The sequence below is a fragment of the Burkholderia sp. Ac-20353 genome, from assembly GCF_017104785.1.
Lineage (GTDB): Bacteria > Pseudomonadota > Gammaproteobacteria > Burkholderiales > Burkholderiaceae > Burkholderia.
In genome coordinates this window covers 1-20669 of record NZ_JAAGPL010000014.1, presented here as the reverse complement: position 1 = coordinate 20669, position 20669 = coordinate 1, and the positions used below count along the sequence as shown (strand labels likewise).

The 20669-nt window shown below is 63.0% G+C and carries 22 protein-coding genes and 1 pseudogene; 12 read left to right on the top strand and 11 right to left on the bottom strand.

Annotated features, from left to right (window positions below; translation table 11 throughout):
• Positions 1–16 precede the first annotated feature (16 nt).
• From G3N94_RS06870 to G3N94_RS06855, 4 genes are all read left to right on the top strand, one after another.
• Positions 17–940, top strand: a complete 924-nt coding sequence (locus G3N94_RS06870; RefSeq protein WP_205791417.1) for an ABC transporter substrate-binding protein — start codon at positions 17–19, stop codon at positions 938–940.
• A gap of 60 nt (positions 941–1000) precedes the next feature.
• The gene (gene pnuC, locus G3N94_RS06865; RefSeq protein ID WP_205791415.1) at positions 1001–1621 is read left to right on the top strand and encodes a nicotinamide riboside transporter PnuC; all 621 of its coding nucleotides are present in this window, start codon (positions 1001–1003) and stop codon (positions 1619–1621) included.
• Positions 1622–1692: 71 nt separating this feature from the next.
• Entirely contained in the window at positions 1693–2871 is a 1179-nt protein-coding gene (locus tag G3N94_RS06860) for a phosphotransferase (RefSeq protein WP_205791412.1), read from the top strand.
• Positions 2868–3791, top strand: coding sequence for a rhodanese-like domain-containing protein (locus G3N94_RS06855; RefSeq protein ID WP_205791410.1), 924 nt, complete (start codon positions 2868–2870; stop codon positions 3789–3791). The genes G3N94_RS06860 and G3N94_RS06855 overlap by 4 nt, the downstream gene beginning before the upstream one ends.
• Before the next feature lie 21 nt (positions 3792–3812).
• Here G3N94_RS06855 and G3N94_RS06850 read toward each other — a convergent pair whose 3' ends face one another.
• The 7 genes and pseudogenes from G3N94_RS06850 to G3N94_RS06820 form a co-directional block, all read right to left on the bottom strand.
• Positions 3813–4553, bottom strand: coding sequence for an SGNH/GDSL hydrolase family protein (locus G3N94_RS06850; RefSeq protein WP_241021648.1), 741 nt, complete (start codon positions 4551–4553; stop codon positions 3813–3815).
• A 22-nt stretch (positions 4554–4575) separates the two neighbouring features.
• Positions 4576–4671, bottom strand: a pseudogene (locus tag G3N94_RS06845) (PadR family transcriptional regulator); the annotation flags it as partial.
• Between the two features lie 76 nt (positions 4672–4747).
• Positions 4748–5560 (bottom strand): alpha/beta hydrolase, encoded by an 813-nt coding sequence (locus G3N94_RS06840; RefSeq protein ID WP_205791408.1) that lies wholly within the window; start codon positions 5558–5560, stop codon positions 4748–4750.
• 68 nt (positions 5561–5628) lie between these two features.
• Entirely contained in the window at positions 5629–6846 is a 1218-nt protein-coding gene (locus G3N94_RS06835; protein WP_205791550.1) for a pyridoxal phosphate-dependent aminotransferase, read from the bottom strand.
• Complete coding sequence (locus tag G3N94_RS06830) at positions 6846–7490, bottom strand: dimethylmenaquinone methyltransferase (RefSeq protein WP_205791406.1); 645 nt, start codon at positions 7488–7490, stop codon at positions 6846–6848. Before G3N94_RS06830 ends, G3N94_RS06835 begins: the two co-directional genes overlap by 1 nt.
• Positions 7490–8170, bottom strand: a complete 681-nt coding sequence (locus G3N94_RS06825; RefSeq protein WP_205791404.1) for an RraA family protein — start codon at positions 8168–8170, stop codon at positions 7490–7492. Before G3N94_RS06825 ends, G3N94_RS06830 begins: the two co-directional genes overlap by 1 nt.
• A gap of 23 nt (positions 8171–8193) precedes the next feature.
• A complete protein-coding gene (locus G3N94_RS06820; RefSeq protein WP_205791402.1) occupies positions 8194–8853 on the bottom strand; it encodes an RraA family protein in 660 nt (219 codons plus the stop codon).
• A 187-nt stretch (positions 8854–9040) separates the two neighbouring features.
• Between G3N94_RS06820 and G3N94_RS06815 the strand changes: the two genes are divergently transcribed.
• From G3N94_RS06815 to G3N94_RS06795, 5 genes are all read left to right on the top strand, one after another.
• The gene (locus G3N94_RS06815; RefSeq protein ID WP_205791400.1) at positions 9041–9961 is read left to right on the top strand and encodes a LysR substrate-binding domain-containing protein; all 921 of its coding nucleotides are present in this window, start codon (positions 9041–9043) and stop codon (positions 9959–9961) included.
• Positions 9958–10521, top strand: coding sequence for an AAA family ATPase (locus G3N94_RS06810; RefSeq protein ID WP_205791398.1), 564 nt, complete (start codon positions 9958–9960; stop codon positions 10519–10521). The genes G3N94_RS06815 and G3N94_RS06810 overlap by 4 nt, the downstream gene beginning before the upstream one ends.
• Positions 10522–10607: 86 nt before the next feature.
• Entirely contained in the window at positions 10608–11126 is a 519-nt protein-coding gene (locus G3N94_RS06805; RefSeq protein ID WP_205791396.1) for an SRPBCC domain-containing protein, read from the top strand.
• A gap of 18 nt (positions 11127–11144) precedes the next feature.
• On the top strand, positions 11145–11609 hold the full coding sequence (locus tag G3N94_RS06800) for a GNAT family N-acetyltransferase (RefSeq protein ID WP_205791394.1): 465 nt from the start codon (positions 11145–11147) through the stop codon (positions 11607–11609).
• Between the two features lie 2 nt (positions 11610–11611).
• Positions 11612–12847, top strand: a complete 1236-nt coding sequence (locus tag G3N94_RS06795) for a proline dehydrogenase family protein (RefSeq protein WP_346778660.1) — start codon at positions 11612–11614, stop codon at positions 12845–12847.
• 220 nt (positions 12848–13067) lie between these two features.
• Here G3N94_RS06795 and G3N94_RS06790 read toward each other — a convergent pair whose 3' ends face one another.
• Entirely contained in the window at positions 13068–14702 is a 1635-nt protein-coding gene (locus tag G3N94_RS06790) for a DUF2306 domain-containing protein (protein ID WP_205791392.1), read from the bottom strand.
• Between the two features lie 217 nt (positions 14703–14919).
• Here G3N94_RS06790 and G3N94_RS06785 point away from each other — a divergent pair, with 217 nt between their 5' ends.
• The gene (locus G3N94_RS06785) at positions 14920–15591 is read left to right on the top strand and encodes a TetR/AcrR family transcriptional regulator (protein ID WP_205791390.1); all 672 of its coding nucleotides are present in this window, start codon (positions 14920–14922) and stop codon (positions 15589–15591) included.
• Here the strand turns inward: G3N94_RS06785 and G3N94_RS06780 are convergent.
• A complete protein-coding gene (locus G3N94_RS06780; protein ID WP_205791388.1) occupies positions 15588–16076 on the bottom strand; it encodes an NUDIX hydrolase in 489 nt (162 codons plus the stop codon). The genes G3N94_RS06785 and G3N94_RS06780 overlap by 4 nt on opposite strands.
• Positions 16077–16324: 248 nt before the next feature.
• On the opposite strand from G3N94_RS06780, the gene G3N94_RS06775 reads away from it, so the two are divergent.
• Positions 16325–16879: a hypothetical protein gene (locus tag G3N94_RS06775; RefSeq protein ID WP_241021647.1), complete on the top strand. Its 555-nt coding sequence runs from the start codon at positions 16325–16327 to the stop codon at positions 16877–16879.
• On the opposite strand, the gene G3N94_RS06770 is transcribed toward G3N94_RS06775, so the two are convergent.
• Together G3N94_RS06770 and G3N94_RS06765 are read right to left on the bottom strand one after the other, a co-directional pair.
• Positions 16873–17835 carry an alpha/beta hydrolase gene (locus tag G3N94_RS06770; RefSeq protein ID WP_346778663.1) on the bottom strand — a complete coding sequence of 321 codons (963 nt, stop codon included), beginning with the start codon at positions 17833–17835 and terminating at the stop codon, positions 16873–16875. The genes G3N94_RS06775 and G3N94_RS06770 overlap by 7 nt on opposite strands.
• Positions 17836–17880: 45 nt before the next feature.
• Positions 17881–18609, bottom strand: a complete 729-nt coding sequence (locus tag G3N94_RS06765; RefSeq protein ID WP_241021646.1) for a helix-turn-helix transcriptional regulator — start codon at positions 18607–18609, stop codon at positions 17881–17883.
• 555 nt (positions 18610–19164) lie between these two features.
• On the opposite strand from G3N94_RS06765, the gene G3N94_RS06760 reads away from it, so the two are divergent.
• The gene (locus G3N94_RS06760; RefSeq protein ID WP_205791384.1) at positions 19165–20493 is read left to right on the top strand and encodes a hypothetical protein; all 1329 of its coding nucleotides are present in this window, start codon (positions 19165–19167) and stop codon (positions 20491–20493) included.
• Positions 20494–20669: the final 176 nt, after the last annotated feature.

Below are 20669 nucleotides of genomic sequence, written 5' to 3'. Positions count from 1 at the left end.
CTGTGGAGAACTCAGCATGACCCGAATCACTCTGATGCTCGAATATTTTCACCCGTGGACCAACGCAGCCGGCTTCTATTTGGCGCGCGACGAGGGCTGGTTCGCGGAAGCGGGACTCGACGTCGAGATCGTCGTGCCCGATCCCGCGCGCGGCGACGCGCTCGGGCATCTTGCGCGACACGACGTGGACTTCGGTGTGTTCCCGAGCAATCGCCTCTTCGTGCAGCGCGAGGCGGGTCATCCGCTCGTGAGCATTGCGGCGATCAACCATCGGGCGCTGGAGACGATCCAGACCGTGGCTGCGACGGGCATCGCCCGGCCGCGCGACCTTGCCGGACGCCGCCTCGCGCTGAACCCGACGCCGCGCGGGCTCGCGATGGTGCGTCATCTCGTGGCGCATGACGGCGGAGACCCGGACGCGTTGACGTTCGTCGACAGCGGTGTGCGCGAACTGCCGCCGGAGAGTTTTCTCGAGGGCGAGGCCGATGCGTCGTTTGGCAGCTACTGGGCGTGGGATACGCTGTTCGCGTCGAGCGTGCCGGACGGCGAACGCCGCATCTGGCCCGTCGATGAAATCGGCGCGCCGGCGTATCACAGCTACCTGCTCGGCGCGCACGAGGATACGCTGGAGACGCGCGGAGAGTTCGTGCGCGGCTTTCTGGCTGCGGCGCGACGCGGCTATCTCGCGGTCGCGCGGGAGCCCCTGCGGGCACTGCCGTCACTCGAACGCGTCATTCCTTATTTTCCGCGAGCGCTGCTGAGCCGCTCGCTGCCGCTCATTGCCGCAACGTGGACGCACGAGGGAACGTGGGGCGTGCTGCGCGAAGCGCTCCTGAATCCCTACGCGCAGTGGCTCGGCGCACACGGCGTGTTGCGCGACGCTTCGCAGAGCCCGCACGCATTCACCAACGCGTTTTTGCCCGACGACATCTGCCGATAAGGTTGTGCCCGCCAGGCGCCCGCCGGCGGCTGTTTCAAGACAAGGAAACGCTTACACATCATGTCCCCACTCGAAATCATCGGCGTTGTCGTCAGCGCGCTCGCGATCTGGCTCACGGCGCGTCGCAAGATGCTGTGCTGGCCGATCGGGCTCGCCTCGGTGGCGCTGTATGGCTGGATCTTCTTCGACGCCAGGCTTTATTCGGACGCACTTCTGCAGGGCGCGTTTGCCGCGCTTCAGCTATACGGCTGGCAGCGCTGGCTGGTGCAGCAGCGGCGCGGCGAGGGCGAGGGGCAGGAGGGCACGCGGCCCGTCGTGCCGGTCGGCGGCGTGCGCTTCGCGCGGCTCGCGCCCGATCTGATCGTGGCAGTGGGCATGAGCGCATTGCTCGGCGCGGCGATGGCGCGCTTCACCGACGCCGCGCTGCCCTGGATCGACGCATCGCTCGCGGCATTCAGCCTCGTCGCGCAACTCTGGACCGCGCGACGCTACATCGCTTCGTGGACGTTGTGGATCGTCGTGGATGCCGTCTACGTAGGTGTGTTCATCTACAAGGGCCTGTATCTCACGTCGGGGCTGTACGCGTTGTTTCTGGTTCTGGCGGCGCTGGGCCGGCGTGACTGGTCGCGTGCGGATGCAGGACGGGAGACGTCGTATGTTGCATCGGGAGGCCGCGTCTGATGGCATACGATACAACTGATCCGATGCAACACGACGCAGGACACGGTCCGAAACCAGCTGTAAGGCCAGTCATGAATGCGAATGCACGCGACACCGGCGTGCCGGACGTACCGCCGCAATTCACGGTCGACGGCGAGAAGACAGAGCGTGATTGGCCGCTCATCACGCGCGATGACGTCGAACGCCTGCTTGCGGAATACGCAGACCTCGCGCCGCTCGCGAAGCTTGCCTGGCATAGCCCGAGGCCATTTTCGGCGGCCGTGCTTGCGCACACGCTCGATGGCCGCGCGTGGTTCGTGAAGCGCCACCACGCCCGTCTGCGCAGCGCAGGCAGCCTCGCCGAAGAACACGGGTTCATTGCACATCTGCGCAGTCGCGGCATGCCGGTCGCCGATGTGCTCGCGGACCGCGAGGGCCGTACGGCGATCGCGCGGGGCGACTGGACGTGGGAGGTTCACGCGGCCGCGCCCGGAATGGATGCCTATCGCGGCGTGATGTCGTGGAAACCTTTCTTTCATCCGACCCATGCATGGTCCGCGGGCCGCTCGCTGGCGCGCCTGCATCTGGCCGCGGCGGATTACGACGCTCCCGCCCGCGCGTTGCAGCCGCTCCTGTCGAGCTTTCGCGTACTTAGCTCTGCGCGTCTCGACCCCGCGCTCGAGCAGTGGGTGCAGGCTCAACCCGGACTCGCGCGGTCATTGGCTTCGCGCGACTGGCGTGCCGACGTCGCCGAGACCATTGCGCCCTTGCACGCGCGGCTCGTGCCGTTGCTGCCGGAGCTGCGCCCGCTCTGGACGCATGGGGACTGGCACGCGTCGAATCTGTTGTGGACCGACGCGGCGCCGGGCGCACAGGTGCGTACGGTGCTCGACTTCGGTCTAGCGGATCGGACCTGCGCAGTCTACGACGTTGCACTCGCGATCGAACGCAATGCAATCGACTGGCTCGCCGCCCCGGCGGCATGCGCGGTACAGTACGAGCATATCGCGGCGCTGCTCGACGGCTACGAGTCGCTGGCGCCGTTGAACGAGGCCGAGCATGAAGCGCTGGTCGCGCTGCTGCCGATCGTCCATACGGAATTCGCGTTGCTCGAAGTCGAGTACTTCGACGACATACTCGGGGACGCTGCTGGCGTCGCTGCCGCGTACGACGGCTATCTGCTCGGGCACGCGCGCTGGTTCGGGAACGACGATGGGCAGCGGCTGCTCGCATGGCTGCGCGCGCGGCGTCGCAAGGAGAGCGGCAGATGAGCAGTGAACAGGTTTTTCGATCGAACGACGCGGCGGCAGATGCTGCTCGACGGGCACGCATCCTCATCGAACCGGCCGCTCTCGCCGCACGCCTGGGCGAGCCCGGCGTCGTCGTGCTGGATGCGCATGTGGAGTTGCCACCGCCGCGCTTCGACGGTGATTACCAGGTGGCAAGCGGCCACGACGGCTGGCTCGCGCAGCGCATTCCGGGCGCACGCCATGCCGATCTGACCGCCGGGCTGAGCGCGGCTCACGAGACGCTTTCGTTCATGCGGCCGGCGCCGGATGTGCTCGCGCGCGAACTCGCGGGGCTCGGCGTGAGCAGCGCGTCGCGCGTGGCGATCTACGACCGTGGCGATGGCTTCTGGGCCGCGCGGCTCTGGTGGATGTTGCGCTGGATCGGCATCGATGCCTGCGTGCTCGATGGCGGCTGGCGAGCTTGGCGAGCGGCCAACCTGCCCGTCGATACCGGTCCCGCGAGCGCGGTGGCGCGAGGCAGCATCGACGTGCGCGAGCGCGCGGGCATGTGGGCCAACCGCGCCGACGTAGAAGCAATGCTCGCAGGCGCTGCACGCGCCACGCTTGTTTGCGCGCTCTCGGCGGACGTGTATGCCGGCACGTCACCGAGCCGCTATGCCCGGCGCGGGCATATTCCCGGTAGCCTGAACGTCCCCGCGCGCAACCTGCTCGACGCCACCGGGCGTTACGCGACGGCGCCCGGTCTGCGTTACGCGCTGGGTGCGCTGGGTTCGCTGGATGCCGCGCAACCTGTCTGCGTGTACTGCGGCGGCGGTATTTCCGCCGCAGTGGACGCGCTCGCGCTCACGCTGGTGGGGTACGACGACGTATCGATTTACGATGGGTCGTTACAGGAATGGGCCGCTGATCCGGCTTTGCCACTCGTCTCGGCATCCCGATGACGCGCGGCGCGCATGCGTCGTTCATGCGACCTGCAACAGAACTTCCGCGATCTTCTTGCCCAGCACGTGATGCTGCTCGGCTGAAAAATGAACGCCGTCCACCGAGCTCACTTCGACGACCTTGCCGATGTCCAGAAAGTGCGCGCCGGCATTTCGTGCGATTTGCTCGTACAGATTCGCGAGTTGGCGAGACTTCACCGCGCCGCCCGCGAAGATCTCGCCAAGAAATCCCACCTCGACAATAGGCGCCGGCGCCATGAGCAGCACCTTTGGTGCCTTGCCAGCCGGGCCTGCGTTGCTGGCGGCCAGTTCGGCAAGCAACACGCCAACCGAGATCGCGATGTCCGCAGGCGTAACCGAGAAGCGCGTTTTCAGATCGTTCGTACCGAGCATCAGCACGACAACGTCGATCGGCAACTGGCTTTCGATACATGGGCGCAGATACGACAAACCGTTCTTGTGCCGACCTTCGATCGGATCATCGTGCACGGTCGTGCGCGCGGGAAGCCCTTCTTCCACTATCCGCCAGCCTGCACCCAGCGTTTGCGCGAGGACGCCCGTCCAACGGTCCTCGCGATCGAAGCGCTCCAGCACGCCGGGGTGCGTCATCGGACGCGTGCCGTGGGTGTTCGAATCGCCATAGCACAGCACGGTTTTCTGCGTCATTGTCATCTCCTTGGTTAGTGGTTTCTCTCGATCATCTGGCAGAACGGCAAGCAGGCGCCAGCGGTCAACCACAATGCCGCAATCGGTGGCGCGCATCCCGCGCGCGTTCTGACGCGAGTCAGTCCTTCGGCAGACGCAAAACGTCGAGTGCCTCTTTCGAGAACTCGACCCAGGACTGCTCGTGCGCGATGCCCGCTTTCAGCACCAGACGCTGAAGGCGCTGCGCACGTGATTATGCGTCAGTCGGAAAATCGTGTGCGATCTGGCATTCGTTCATCGAACGCGAGCGGTCAGCGCTCCGCGCACTGCCGATGAAACGCCGCGATGCGCGCCCACATCGCAGGCGGATTCGAATACATCGGGAAGTGACCACACTTGGGAATTTCTGCGAGCGTGACGCCATGGGCCGCGATATCCGCGAGATACGACAACGACGCGTTCTGCTCGCCGTACATGAACATCTTCGGGCACGGCAGGCCGAGAAACTTGTCCATCAAATCGCCGTTGTCGGACAGGTCGACCATCGAGCGGAAGATGCCGCCGACCGCTTCGGCCCGCACCTTGTGGCGCAGGCTCGACGCATACAGCGCGCTCGCATGGGCCGGCGCATGTCGCGCACGCTCGATGAAGTCGTCGAGGAAGCGTTCGGCGCTGTCCCGCGGATGGTCGACGATCTGCCGGCTCAGGAAGCAGTCCTCGGGCGCGATGTTGCCTTCGATGTCGACGAAGCTGAGCACGCGCTCCGGATGCCGATGCGCGAGCATCAGAGCTGTCAGCCCGCCCATCGAATGCCCGACGAGATGGAACCGCTCGAAGCCCGGCCGGTCGAGCACGTTCAGCGCCGTTTCCACGAGGAATGGAATGCCGACCTTCGTCAGGTCCGCGCATTGCGTTTCACCGCAGCCCGGCGCGTCGTACGCGATGAACGGCCGGCCCGCGAAATCCGCATGGCGAACGATGTCCGCGTAGTCTTCCTTCGTGGAGCCGAAGCCATGCAGGAATACGATTGGCGCGCGCTCGCCGGTGCGATGGATCGCGGAGATGTCGACAGCCGTGCCGTCGATCGTGAACGTGAATCGCGACTGGATGAATTCGTGAGGCATCGAACCTCGCTCCCTGGTTGGGCCGGCATTGCGACGTACCGTGGCCGCAGCAGCCGGCAGAAACATATTCAATCGACAAGCGACCGGCAGAACCCCTGAATGGCATTACATGCGGTCTGCAGCGACGCATCATCCAGCGCGTAGGCGATACGGATATACGGCCCGAGCCCGAATGCGCTGCCATGCACGGTGGCGACGCCCGCTTCGTCGAGCAATGCGTTGACCACATCCTCGTCGCTGCGAAGACACGTGCCGGCCGGCGTCGTCTTGCCGATCAGGCCCGCGCAGGACGCGAACGCATAGAACGCGCCTTGCGGCACCGCGCAGTGCAAGCCCGTGGCAAGATTCAACTGCGCGACGACCAGATCGCGCCGACGCTGGAACGCGACACGCGAATGAAAAATGAAACCCTGCGGCCCCGACAGTGCGGCCAGCGCCGCGTGCTGCGAGATCGTCGATGCCCCCGACGTCTGCTGGCCCTGCAATTTCTCCATCGCGTCGATCAGCCAGCCGGGGCCCGTGCCGAAGCCGATACGCCAGCCCGTCATCGCGTACGCCTTCGACACGCCGTTCATCGTCAGCACGCGTTCGCTCAGCCGCGGTTCGACCTGTGCGATCGTGCGGAAGTCGACGCCGTCGAAGATCAGGTGCTCGTAGATGTCGTCGGACAGCACGAGCACGTGCGGATGCGCGAGCAGCACGTCGGCGAGCGCCTGCAGTTCCGCGCGGCTGTACACCGCGCCTGTCGGGTTCGACGGCGAGTTCAGGATCAGCCAGCGCGTGCGCGGCGTGATCGCGGTTTGCAGCATGCCGGGCGTGAGCTTGAAGCCGCTGTCGGCGCCGCATGCGACGGTGACGGACGTGCCGCCGCAGAGCTGGACGATCTCCGGGTAGCTGACCCAGTACGGCGCGGGCACGATGACCTCGTCGCCGTCGTTGAGCGTCGCGGCCAGCGCGTTGAAGATCACCTGCTTGCCGCCGTTGCAAACGATCGTGTTGCGCCAGTCGACGTCGAGGCCGTTCTCGCGCTTGAACTTTCCGGCGATCGCTTCGCGCAATGCGCGCAACCCCGCGACCTGCGTGTAGCGCGTGTGGCCCGCGCGGATTGCCGCGACGCCGGCCTCGCGCACATGCTCGGGCGTGTCGAAATCGGGTTCGCCGGCGCTCAGCGAAATCACCTTCGCGCCACTCGCGCGCCGCGCGGCCACGCGGTCCATCACGCGGTAGGTCGCCGACGGCTGCGCGGCCGCGAGAAAGCGGTTCAGCGGCTGGGCGTGCGCCTTCATCATGCGGTCCTCGACTGCGTGAGGCCGAGCAGGTCGAGCGTCGTGCGGCCGGTGGCCAGCGCTGCCATGATCTGCGTTTCCTTGTCCGCGCGTGCCTGGCCGTTCGCAAGCGTCGCTTGTGCATGCGCTGCCGGGATGATCACGACGCCGTCGTCGTCGGCCACCACGAGGTCGCCGGCTGCAACCGGCGTGCCCGCGAAGCTGAGCGGCGCACCGACCGACGGCGCGCTGTCCTTCAGCGTGCCGCGTACCGACACGCCGCGCGTGAACACCGGGAAGCGGCGCGCGGTGAGCGCTGCAATGTCGCGCACGCCGCCGTCGATCACGAGGCCCGCGACGCCAGCCGCTTCAGCCGCGACGGCGAGCACTTCGCCCCAGTATCCGGCGACGAACCCGCCCGTCGACACGACGAGCACGCTGCCGCGCGGCGCGTGTTCCATCGCGAGATGGATCGCGAGATTGTCGCCCGGCGCGCATTCGACCGGATATGCGGGGCCGGCGACCGACGCGCCGGGCCAGATCGTGCGGATCGCCGGATCGACGGAACTGGTCGGCAGCCCGGATGCTTCGTAGAGCGTCGACGTGCCGAGCTTGCGCGCCTGCTCGAGCGTCGTGGCGTCGTAGGAGAGGAGAGGGGCGGACATCATGCTTTCCGTTGAAGAGTGTGATAGCCGAGCGCGGACCGCGCGTCGCGGAGGGTGGCGCCGGCCGCGATGCGTTCGCGGATCGACGATTCGACTGCTTCGATCTGTCGGGCGGTTTCCGCGACTTCGCGGGCGCGCGCCCGCGGCACGATCACGACGCCGTTCGCGTCGGCCACCACGATGTCGCGCGACGCGACGCGCACCGTGCCGATCGAAACGGTCGTGTTGACCGACTCGACCTGCACGCGGTCCTTGCCGGTGCGCATGAAGCGGCCGGCCGTGAACAGCGGATAGCCGTCGCCGAGCGCCTTGTTCACGTCGCGGCAGACGCCGTCGATCACCGTGGCGGCGATGCCGCGCAGGCCCGCGTACTGGGTCATGATGTCGCCCCACACCGTGCAGTCGGTGCGGCCGCCGTTGTCGATCACGATCACGTCGCCCTCGGTGACGTCGTCGATGAAATCGCCGACGGTGCCCGCGGGCACGCTGGCCGGCACGTACCTGACCGTGTACGCCGGACCGACGACGGGATGCGGATAGTCGGCGAGCGGCGCGATGCCGAGCGCCTGGCCGTGCAGGCCGAGCTTGTCCAGCGCGTCGGACACGCCGGGCGTGTCGAGGCCGGCGAACTGCGCGACCAGTTCCTGGTCTTCGGCGCTGGCTTTAAGGGGATTCGTCATGGGCAATGCTCCGGGAAAATGACTTACTTGGCGCGGATCGCTTCGAATTCCTTGTCGTGCATGACTTCGGCGACGGAGCGGCCGGTTCGCACGGCCGCGACCATGCCGTCCTGGCGGCGCGCGATGCGCTCGCCGAGATCGAGCACGTCGTCGATGCGTGCTGCCGGCACGAACACGGTGCCGCAGCGGTCGGCGATCACGTAGTCGTCCTCATGCACGGTCACGCCCGCCATCTGCACGGGCTGACCGGCATCGACCTGCACCACGCGATTGCGCGCGCTGATCATCGTGACGCCGCGACCGTAGACGGGGTAGCCGATCGCTTCGCTGCCGTCGATGTCGCGGCTGGTGCCGTCGATGACGGAGCCGCGGATCCGCTTCGCGCTCGCGGCATTCGCGAGGATGTCGCCCCAGCACGAGATGCCTTCGAGTCCGCCGGCGATCACGAGCACGCGGTCGTTGGTGGTTACCGCGTCGACGACCGGCGTGATCAGGTGCACGGTGGGCGCAGCGTCGGTCTTGGGGCCGAGCTGGATCGTGCTCGCGCGTCCGGCGATCTTCGGGCAGTCCCACAGCGGGCGCAGGCCGACGGTGGCGCCTGGCAGGCCGAGAAAATCGAGCGCGTCGGACACGGTATTCGTGTCGAGCGCCGCGAGACGGTCGAGGTGGGAGGCTTGGGTCATGGCGGCAGGTTCCGTTGACAGAGGCCCTCATCGTCGGGCCCGACACCTGATATGTAAATTCGCGATTTGGTATCTGCCTGATATGATTTTCGGATCAGGCGCGTGCAGGTGTTTCCGGTCCGGCGATCGATCGTCGCGGTGACGGGGGCGGGCTGCATGTTCCGGTTCGACGCGGAGGCGGGGTGACATGAGCAATACGATCGACTTCAGGCTGATCAGGCAGCTTTGGATGTTTCTCGCGGTGGCCGAGGAAAAGCACTTCGGCCGCGCGGCGCAGCGCCTGAACATGTCGCAGCCGCCGCTGACCGAACAGATCAAGGTGCTCGAACAGTCACTGAAGCTGCAACTGTTCGAACGGTCGCGGCGCGGCACCCAGCTCAGCGCGGCCGGGGCCGCGATCCTGCCGGCCGTGCGGCAGTTCGCCGATCAGGTCGAGCGGCTCGAGCGCGTCGTGCGCGAAGTCGCGGCCGGTCAGGCGGGGGTGCTGCACGTCGGGGCCATCACGTCCGCGATGCTCGAGACGGTGCCCGCGGTGCTCGATACGCTGAAGCGCACGCATCCGCATCTGACCGTGTTCGTGCGCGAGATCGACAGCGTGGAAGCGGTGCCGGCGCTGGAAGCGGGCGAGCTCGATCTTGCGTTCGTCCGGCTCGACCGCGAGGTCGGCCACGGCATCGCCACGATGCCGCTCGCGGAGGACCGGCTCGCCGTCGCGCTGCCGCGCGATCATGCGCTGGCCGCATTGTCGAGGGTACGGATCGCGGCGCTCGCGAACGAGTCGCTGGTGATGTCGGCGCGGCAGGTGAGTCCCGCTTACTTCGACATGTTGACGGGCGTGTGCCGCGCGCACGGGTTCGCGCCGCGCGTGCTGCATGAAGTGCGGTCCGTGACATCGCAGATCGCGTATGTCGGGTGCGGGCAGGGCGTCGCGCTGGTACCGGCGTCGATGCGCAGGCTCGCGCCGGAGAACGTCGTGGTCCGGCCGTTGAAGGAGCGGGTGATGGTGGTCACGGCGGCGCTCGCGTGGAATGCGAATCGCTATCATCCGATGGTCGATGCCGTGGTGTCGTGGCTGAAGAATGGCGGGGTTTCCCGGAGAAAATCATGAAGACAACTCAAATCATCCTGCTCAACGGTGTCAGCAGTTCAGGCAAGACGTCTCTTTCGCGTGCGCTCCAGGCCAAGCTGGACGGCGCGTACCTGCATGTCCAGATGGACACGTTTCTGGATATGCTGCCGGCTCGTTACCTGAACGATCCGTCCGGATTCACCTTTGCCTCGTTCGTCGAGGACGGCAAGGATGTCGTATCGATACAGAGTGGACCCGTTGCCCGGCGAGCGATGCAGGGTATGCGACACGCGATCGTTGCGCTGGCGAATCAGGGGAACAACCTTATCGTCGATGAGGTTCTTCTCGGTGACGAGAAGGCTGAATATGCGCGTTTGCTGGCGCCATTCAACGTGAGCATGGTCGGTGTACACTGCCCGCTGGATGTCCTTGAGGAAAGGGAGCGGCAACGTGGAGATCGGCTTGCAGGGCTGGCCCGATGGCAGTACGACAAAGTCCACGCTGGCCCGACCTATGACGTAACGGTAGATACGGGCAACGCCACGTCGGACGAGTGCGCGCAAGTCATCGTGAACGCGCTGGGGTTGCGCGGGAGTTGATGCTTGAAATATCGAGCAACGTTCGCATTACTGAATTTGTACCGTTGGCAGAAGAGTGTGGCGTAGACCGCAATCCGGAGAGAGATATGACCATGCGAACGCGCATACTGACGGGCATTGCTATTTTCGTAGTCGGCGTTATCGGAGTGCTCGTTGCCTGTCACGGAAGTGGTAGCGCGCAAGCTGAGCTCGTAGTTGGCCGTCCTCCCGCCGAGGTTTGGAAAGTTGTTGCGAATGGCGCAGCGTACGCGGACTGGAATCCGTTCATCACACGCGTCGACGGCGAATTCAAAGAGGGGGCAACGGTGCGGATTGTCATCGGCACCGAACCGAACGCAATGGTATTTGCACCGAAGGTCCTTCGTGTTCGAGTCGGAAGGGATCTTTGCTGGCGCGGTAGCGTATGGATTCGCGGAATTTTCGATGGTGAACACTGTATCCACCTGTCTTCAGTGAATGGCAGCACGCTCGTTGAACAGTCGGAGCGTTTCACCGGTCTGCTTGCCGGTCGGTTGACGGAGGGTATTGTGCGAGACACCCGGCAGCAGTTTCAGGCGATGAACGCGGCTCTCAAGAAACGCGTCGAGTCCGACCACAATACGTAGACAACGGAGGAAAGCAGGATGCAACGCCAATTTTCGATCCGTCGCGCTCATCCCATGGACGCAGATAGGCTCACGAAGCTGGCACGTCTTTCGAAAGCACACTGGGGCTACCCCGACGATTGGCTGAACATATGGCAACCCGAGCTCGCGGTCACGCCTGAGATGATCGTCGGGGCAATTGGCTACGTTGCAGAGTCCGGTGAAGAAATCATCGGATTCTGGGTCAGGGCGTCGCTGGAGTCCGATCAGCCTACTCCCGGGTGGCTATTCGTCCACCCGGATCATATGGGCCAAGGCATTGCCCGCGCATTGTGGTACGAGGTTCAAAAGGAAGCCGCTGCGAGGGGCATCAAGAGCTTTGTTATCGAAGCGGACCCGAACGCGGCGGCGTTCTACATGAAGCTCGGGGCAGAACAGATCGGCGAGAGAGAATCCACTGTCATTCCGGGGAGATCGATTCCGATTCTGAGAATACCGATCTGACGGTGATCGTTGCGGTCATCGATTTCAGGCCGAGTCAGACGGTGATTCGCCATGCTATGATCGGCGGCACCGCGACGCAGAACAGCGAGCGCGGCTGCCGTGTTTCGCGGCTTTTCTTCACGAACGTTATCGCATCGCTCGCGCTCGATCCGAATGTACGCAGCTGCCTGGCCTCCTTCGAAAACGCACTGAACAGTCTCTGTCACTGCAATTCCATGCATTGGCGCGGCTATTCGTTCCGGACTCGCGTCAGGCGATCCGGTGATGCCGTTCGATCCCGACGTCACTCGCCGGGAATCGCACGGCGGCTTTTTCGTGAGACCAGCATGCGTATTCTCAATGCGATGGCGGCACGCGCCATCCCGTTCATCCCCCGTTCACTGATCCGTAAAATCTCGTGCCGCTATATCGCTGGCGCGACCCTCGCCGACGCGCTCAACCGCGTGCGATCGTTGCACGCAGCCGGCTACCTCACAACGCTCGACGTGCTCGGTGAAACGGCTTCGTCGCCAGCCGAAGTCGAAGCGGTAACGCGTGAATACCTCGCCCTGATTGATGCACTACACGTCGATGGTGTGCGAACGGAACTGTCGATCAAGCCCTCCGCACTCGGTTTGCTGTTCGACGATGCCGGCTGCAAGACGCAAGTCCTGCGTATCCTCGACGTGGCGACCAGGTATGGCGTGACCGCTTGCATCGACATGGAGGATGTGAACTGCACGCAGCGATCGCTCGACCTCTTCGCGGAGGCGCAAGTCGCCGGAGCGGACGTTGGGATTGCGCTGCAGGCGTATCTGAAACGCACATACGCTGACATCGTGCCGCTTCAACGTCGAATGAGTCGGCTACGAATCTGCAAAGGCATCTACGCAGAAGCGGACGAGCATCTTGTTTCGGGCGCGTCGCGAGATCGGCGCGCGATCAACGAGCACTTTCTGGCGCACGTATCAAGCGCATTGCGTGCGGGATCGTTCGTCGGCATCGCAACGCACGACGAAGAGCTCATCGAGTCGTTGATTGCATGGATCCGGCGCGAGCAGATTGATCCGGGCCGCTTCGAATTCCAGATGCTGCTCGGTGTGTGCGAATCGTTGCGCGAGCGCTTGCGTTCAATGGGGTTTCAGGTGCGCGTGTACGTTCCTTATGGTCACGACTGGCATGGATACAGCACGCGGCGTATCAAGGAGAATCCGCGTATAGCAGGCTACGTTCTGCGTGCGCTATTGAGCGGCGGTTGAGCGTTCGTCACTGGAGTACTTGCGAAGCGTAAGTTGGCGGGGCCATCGTCGAACCTGCTCGACGATGGCCAACCAGTCACTCGGTACACGCGGACCCACGTGCGTCGGAGAGACGTTGTTTATTGATCGTTTACGCTTCAACTACAGCCGTTTGCGTAGTGTTGATCCGAATGCCGGCGATGGGGCGACTACCGAAGTTGGCTGCTTCAAGCGAGCGCGACTAGCGAGCAAACTTCTCTCGTGTCGCGCTGCCGTACACCGCGTAAATCGATCCCGCCAGCATGGCAACGACCAGGCCGATGCTGATGGCGACTCGATAGACGCTGGTGATCTCGACGTAATGCTGCAGATTTGGCACGCCCATCTGGAGGTAAATCCAGCCGAGCAGCGGAACGATGGCATAGAAACTCGGCAGCGCCAGCACGCAGAGGATGGAGAGCAGGCTCCATTCCTTGACGAGCGCATGGCGCTCACGCATCACGCCCCACAGCAGCAACGCTGCGAAGAACAGTTCGAACGCACCGTTCATCTGGAACGGCGTACCGCCGGACGAGGTCATCGCAGTCGGGCCGCCCAGCAATTGCCCCCAGTACAGCAATGCGAGGCCATTTGCCGCGGTCAGCACGCCAGTCACGCGGGCAAGTCGCATGATCCGTGACGGTTGCTGTGTCTTGATGAACGCAGCCCGAAGCAGGAAGGGGGCAAGCAGGCACACCCCGATCGCGCTGACGGCATAGATCCAGCGAGAGCCGGGCGCTGCACCCAGCACGGTGCCCTGGAACGCAGTCAACCCGGCAGGAATCCAGTTCTTGCCGGCCTGGAACTGATCCAGGCCGGGTGCCACCAGGTAATGGCGGACTACGGCGATCAGGCCGGCAATGCTCAGTGCGGACAGAACGGCGACGCCAACCTTGGCAACTACCTCCGTCGAAGCGGCGGAAGCGGCCGAGCCAGCCCGAGTCGTCGTCGGGCGAGACTTCTGGAACCAGCGATTCATGCAGAGCAACAGATAGCCGAACAGCATGCATTGCGCAATCAGGACGGCGACGGCTGAAAAATTGGACGTGTTCTGGTCGACGTTCGGATAGACCATCGCGGCCCAGATCCAGTCGATGCGCGTAAACGGCGCCGTGAGCAGGAAACCGTAATTGATGGCCATATAGGCCTGGTGCTGCGCAATCTCCCGGCGCATCAGATGATAGATAGACATCCAGAGCGATGCCGTTACACCCAGCGCGAGGAACCAGAGGCCGGTCGCAAACGTCAGCGTGTCGTACATCCTGTCGACCGGGGTGCGCGCCATATAGATCATCGCGCCAATCATCGCGAGCTGCGACGAGGCCATGTAGACCACGCCGGCGGTGCGGTGCCAGCGCGGATGGTTCCGGCGCAACGACGGCCAGAACTGCAGGGCGCCCAGCAGCATGCACGTGCCGCCCATGATGTTGTGCAGAGACAGGATGACGATGTTTGTCTTCGGCATCCGCGCGTAATAGAGCACGGTGTCGTAGAAGCCGTTCTCGCCAAAGATGAGTTGGGCCGACGTCAGCTTTGCTGCGATCCAGATGAACGGATCGTCGGTCCCGAAGACCTGCCCCCAACTCGGACTGGATCCGGCTGTCGACAAGGTTCGCAACTGTTCACGCGCATGCAGGAGGCCGTCGCCCGACACGGCCCCGAAATTCGCCTGTCCCGTTGCAATGGCCGTCAAGCCATACAAAATGGTGACCACGGCGAACACCACGAACACCACGGTCGCCCATGACCGTAAGCGGCCGCCCGACACGTCGCCGACTCGAGCCGCGATTGCCGATGCCTTTGCCGTCGCATGCCCGATTTCATTCGATCCTGCCATCACGTCTCTCCCTGATCATGTGTTTTTATCGATGGACTCAAAGCCACGCCATCCGTTGCAACACCGTGTCATGCGCGTGCCGACATGCAGACCTATGAAAGAATGAGGGACTGATGCAGTCCAGATATCCTTGGTCAATGAATGAAGGGCGGGCATCACCAAAGCCGACAATGTTTGAGTTGCAAACATTGTCGATCGTGACATTGAACACTGTCAAATGAGTAGAAACCCCGGGAATCAGAAAGCGGGCTACCACCACGGCAATCTGCGGCAGGCCGTGCTGGATTTGTCCTTTGCCACCCTCGAGCACGTGAATGCGCGGGATTTGAGCGTGCGGCATCTGGCAACGCAGCTTGGCGTGTCGGATTCAGCCGTCTACCGACACTTCGTCAACAAGGACGCCCTGCTGGTTGCGCTGGTGGTCGAAGGTTTTCGGCGCCTGACCCGAGCGCAAGTCGGCGCCTTTGCTGCGGAAATTTCCCGTGGCACGTCAGCACGCGACGCGTTTCGAGCGGGGGGTTTGGCCTACGTGAAGTTCGCGCACGCGCATGCCGAATTGTTCCGGCTGATGTACGGCGGTTTTGCGGTCCAGCACAAGGACGACGCCGAACTCGTCCAGGCCAGACGCGAGAACAGCGACGTGACGACGGAAGCGATCCGGAGAATGATCGGATCCGTCGTCGACGACAAGCAGATCCTTGCATTCAGCGTCGCAGTGCGCAGCTTCGTGCACGGCTTCGCCGTGCTGTGGATCGACGGCCATCTGGAAAGCAGCGAATCGGATATCGAGACCCTGGCGGAAACCGCTTTCGAATTCTCGATGCACGCGTTTCCCGACATGGATCCTCTGCAGCGGAAGGCTGCGTCGAGCCCGAAAAGAGCAGACTAACAGGAGCGGTCTCTGCAGAGATACGCAGTGACCGCGTCTGTCAACGCGAGGCCGCCCAATTCCTCCGGCGATGCCAGATGCGCGGCGATAATCTCACGATTATCAAGCCGCAGTTCTGGCATGCAATCGAGGTGCAGTTCGAAGAAATGTACGTGGTCTCTGCGCCCGTCCCAGATGCCGCAGGCGCTGCCTGCGGGGATCAATGGGTACGACGAGAGACCAATCTCTTCAGCCATTTCGCGCTGCGCCGCTGCATAAGGGGTCTCGCCGGGCTGGATACCACCGCCGGGAAAATTCCACTCGGGCCGGTACGATGACCTTAAAAGCAACAGCGCCCGCCCGACGTAGATTGCGACCAGCGCACCCTCATGGCCAGGCCGTCGAAGGTGCCACCAGACGCGAGCCAGCCGGAATCCGATGCGAAGCACCGTGCGCCAGACCGCGTCGACAAGCATGGCCGATCGCGCTCGCTCAAGGCTCGGCATGAGGTCTCTCCTTTCCTTTCATGATCCAAGAAACTTCCGGATCATACGCGTTCGCGTCGCTTGGGCCATTTCGCGTAAGTCGTTCGCAGCCGTTCGCCCCCGCTTTGAAATGGCAGCTTGCTGCCCCGCGATCGGACATCCACAATGTAATTTCCCGAGCGAATCAAAGACACATTCGGGGCATTCCGGATACCGGGTGTCCTGCGGAAAACGGTCTTCGGCTTCGGGCTTTGGATTGGGAGGTCAAGATGATGTTCGATCTGGAACGGTTCATCGCCGACTGTCGTCTTGCTCTGGCTGAGGACTCGTCGCACAAGGCGGTTCATGAAGTCGTCACTCGTGCGGTTGCGGATCCGGCGAGCGTGCTCAAAGGATTGGGTGAGCCGAGGCGCGCGGAGATCCAGAAGCTCTACCGGTCAGAGGACTTGACGATTCTCAACGTGATCTGGGGACCTCGGATGATGTTCTTGCCCCACAATCATCAAATGTGGGCAGTCGTTGGCGTGTACACAGGCCGCGAGGACAATATTTTCTGGCGTCGTATCCCGGGCAGTGACAGCGGCAGGGTGGAGGCCGCTGGTGCCAAGGCGCTATGCGAGAAGGACGCGGAACCGCTTGGACCGAACATCATTCACTCCGTGACTAACCCGATTTCTCGTTTGACAGGCGCGATCCACGTTTACGGTGGTGACTTTTTTAGTGTCGTACGCAGCGAGTGGGATCCTGAGACCCTCGTCGAGCAACGCTACGATCTGGAGAAGAACATGCGGCTGTTCGACGAAGCCAATGCCATGCTTCATTGATCGCCAGTCAAGTGACGCTTGAACCACTCCGCAGCACACCGGCTGGTGGTTTCGAAGTGCTCTACGTAGGGCGTAAAGTGCCCACCCGAGATCATCGCGAGTTGTTTGGGTTGCAGCGCGTCCTCGTACGCACGCAGACACAAGTCAGTGGCAGTCAACGTGTCGGCATCGGCGACGATCATCAGCAACGGCGTCGGACTGATGCGCGCGATGTACATGCCCGGCTCATTTTCGCGAGAAAGCTCGGCGCTGCGCAGCGTCACCTCGTTGCGCCAGTTCGGCGCGAAAGCCGCCGTGCCGGCGAAAAAACCGTGGCTATCCGCGCCCGCCATCGCGCATGGCTCGGCGGGATCGGCGCTCGTCGCGGGCAACATGGCGGGCGCTCCTCCAGCGAAGCGTCTCGCACGGTCCGTCTCGAAGCGGCTTAGCAGCGCCGGCACGTGATCGGCGCGGGTCCGGCGCAATGCCGACTGATAACCGCTGATCTGCGGCACCTGCGATACCACGCACTTCACGCGCCGATCGATCGCGGCAATTTCGAGCACGTGCCCGCCGCTGAAACTCGAACCCCAGATGCCGATGCGCGCCGCGTCCACCTCGGGTCGCGTCGACACATAACTGATCGCATCGCGATAGCCGCGCTTCTGCAAGGCCGGATCGACTTCCTGGCGCGGCATCCCTTCGCTGTCGCCGAAATTGCGGTGATCGTAGACGAGCACCGCAAAACCCTCGCTCGCAAACACCTCGGCGTAACGATCGAGATACTGCTCCTTGACCGCCGAGTATCCATGCGCCATCACGATGGCCGGACACCGGCCCGCACGCGGCGGCCGCGCAGGCAGATAGAACCAGCCGCGCAGGCGCACGCCTTCTGAAAGAAGCTCCACGTTTTGACGTTCCATTGCGTATCCCTTGCGAGTGAACCGGTGCGCCGTGACGTCGGCGCATGGGCACACGATACGCAAGTGCGGCGCGCGGCGCGCCGCAGGTCCGGACATCCGCTACGCCGGATCGGACAAGCTGAAATACGCGCTCGGCGTCGTGCCCGTCACGCGACGGAACATGGCCGCAAAAGCGCCCGGCGTTTCGTAGCCGAGCGCGCCGCTCACTTCGGCGACGGGCCTGCCGGTTGCGAGCAGCGGCAGCGCGTGCTGGACGCGCACGAGTTGGCGCCAATGCACGAACGTCATGCCGGTTTCGGCGATAAACAGGCGTGCGAGCGTGCGCGTCGACGCACCCGCTTCGACGGCCCACTCGTCAAGCGTACGCGCGTCGGCGGGCGCGCCGAGAATCGCATCGCATATGCGTTTGAGTCGACGGTCGCCGCCGCGCGGTATGTGCAGTGGATGACCGGGTACCCACTCGATTTCGGCAAGCAGATGCGTGATGACGAGCTCGTCGCGCCCGGTGGGTTCGCCATCGAGCGGAATCGACGCGGCGCGTACGATCAGTTCGCGCAACAGCGGCGTCACGTTGACGGCGCGCGGTGCGTCGGGAAAACCGGCCGGGCAGCTTTCGGTGCGAATGTACGGGCTGCGCAGTGAAACCGCACCGCGTGCGCGCATCGCATGCGGCGTGCGCGCGGGCATCCATAGCGCGCGCTGCGGCGGAACGAGCCAAAGCGCCCGGCCGACCGTCACTTCGATGACGCCGCGCGTCGCGTAAATCAGCTGCGCACGAGCGTGCCGATGCTCGCCGACTTCAAAGCCGTCCGCGTATTCCTTCGCCATGACGGCGGCAGGGCCGGGCGCGCGTTGATAGTCTGTGGGATTCGTGCTGCGCGTGGAGGGCAGCGCGGACGGACATCGTGACGGAGGGGCAGGCGGCATGGGCGGGTGGGCTGTGCAAGAACGAGTCAGTATAGTTGGGCACACGTCCTCTGGCGTGCGACAGTCCACTCGGTCACGCATTGTTACGCACGCGCATTGCGCTCAAACTGACCCGGCAAAAATTCGTTTGGCGAGCTTCTATTCCTATAATAAGAATTTATATTCATAAAGCGTAACCTTGGCGAAATGGGTCGGCATTTCGTAAGGTTTTGCACCTTTTTATTATTCCAAAATTAACTTAAGCCAGCGCTTGCAATGCGCGAAACGCACGTCTATGTTCGATAAATTATGAAAGAGAAGTGCTTGTCGCCCGCCGCAGTGGGCGTGCCTTGTGTCCGGGGGCGGTAGTTAATCAAGGGAAGGAAGGCGGCATCTATGGAAACTTGATTCCGGTATGCGAATCTGGAAGTTCTTCAGTAGCGCGCCGCACCGGACCGGGCCATAAGGAGTGAAGCAATGAAAAAGGCGCTGATGTGGATCGTTCCCGTGCAGTTTGAAATCGACCGCGCATGTCGATCATCGATATTCCGACTGTCATATTGGCGTGTAATTCTGCGTGCTCTTTCGAGCATGCGGAGAGTTACGTCATGCTTTCCTATACGCCGATTCGGTTTGGGGGTAGTGCTAATCCTCAGTTTTTGGACTGTAGGGAGCCACGCTCAGGAGGCTCGTTATCGTTATGTTTCACTTGACCAGATTGCGCTGCCAGCAGGATTCGCATCATTTTCTCCCACCGCGATTCAGAACAGCGGTCGGGTTTACGGCACCCTATGCGATGCTACTTGCGGTGTTATTGAGTTCGCCTACTTCGAAAATGGTACGTTGACTGTTCTCCCACCCGTACCTGCCGGCAGTTTCAGCGGTCCGGTTAACGCGCGCGGTACTATTGGCGGCAGCATTTTGGTCGACCCCGTTAATGGTGTATTTCGCGCCGCCTTATTCCAAGGAGGTCGAGTCAAACTCGTTCCGCCGCAACCGGGAGAACTCTCTGCCTTTGTATTCGCGCTTAATGACAACGACACAGCTCTGGTGGAATCAGACGATGCTTCTGGGCCAACATTTGTGCTTTACCGCGGCGGTACGGCGACGCCGATCAATTTCGGACAGAGCATTGTCAATCCATTTTTTTCGTTTATTGGAAATTGCACGTGCATAAACAACAACGAAATCATCGAGGGAATCGCAAAGGGGGCTGGTGACAGTTTATACAATGGAACGCGAGGCTTCCGTTTCGATACCCGCAACGGCAATGCTGCGATCCTCGATCCGTTTCCGGGGGATCCGACCGAAACGCTCTCCTGGGGCCAGGGTATCGATCAAGCCGGCAATGTTCTCGGTTACTCCTTTGTGCTCGCGGTCCCGGGAACCCCTTACCATGAGCGCATCGGGGTATGGGGGCCCAACGGCGTTTTTTATACGTATTTGGTCGAGACCGACTCCAGCAGTCGCTTGCTCTTCAATGACAACGGCTTGATCGTCATTACGGCGCTAGCCACTTCCTTCGTCAGTTATGTGGTGCCCCGACCTGGTGTGCGCTTGAATCTTGCCGATCTGGTCGTCAATTTACCCGTGGGGCAAGACCTGTCTTCGATCACTGGCTTGAACAACCACGGAGACATGATTGGCTTCAGTTCCACCTTCGCCAACTTTCTACTGCAGCGTCTTGACAATGGTGACTCGCGGAGCTTCCCGACGCCCGTAGTAAACAATGCGCGACACTCTGTCCCTCCGATGATTGCAATCATGCGCAATCGACTGCTACCACAATCAGGGCGGATCAAATGATCTTGTCCGCGTCGGCTGTCTGCCAGCATTGCTCGTCGCCGGTTCACCCCATCTCGTTATACGCAAGTCCCGTCACCGTCGTCGTCACGCAATAGACGCATGGTTTCCGCAGCGATATGAACTTTCGTGAGTCCCTTCCAGATGGTCTCTGCGCCGGGTTCGCCGTCGCCCTTGCG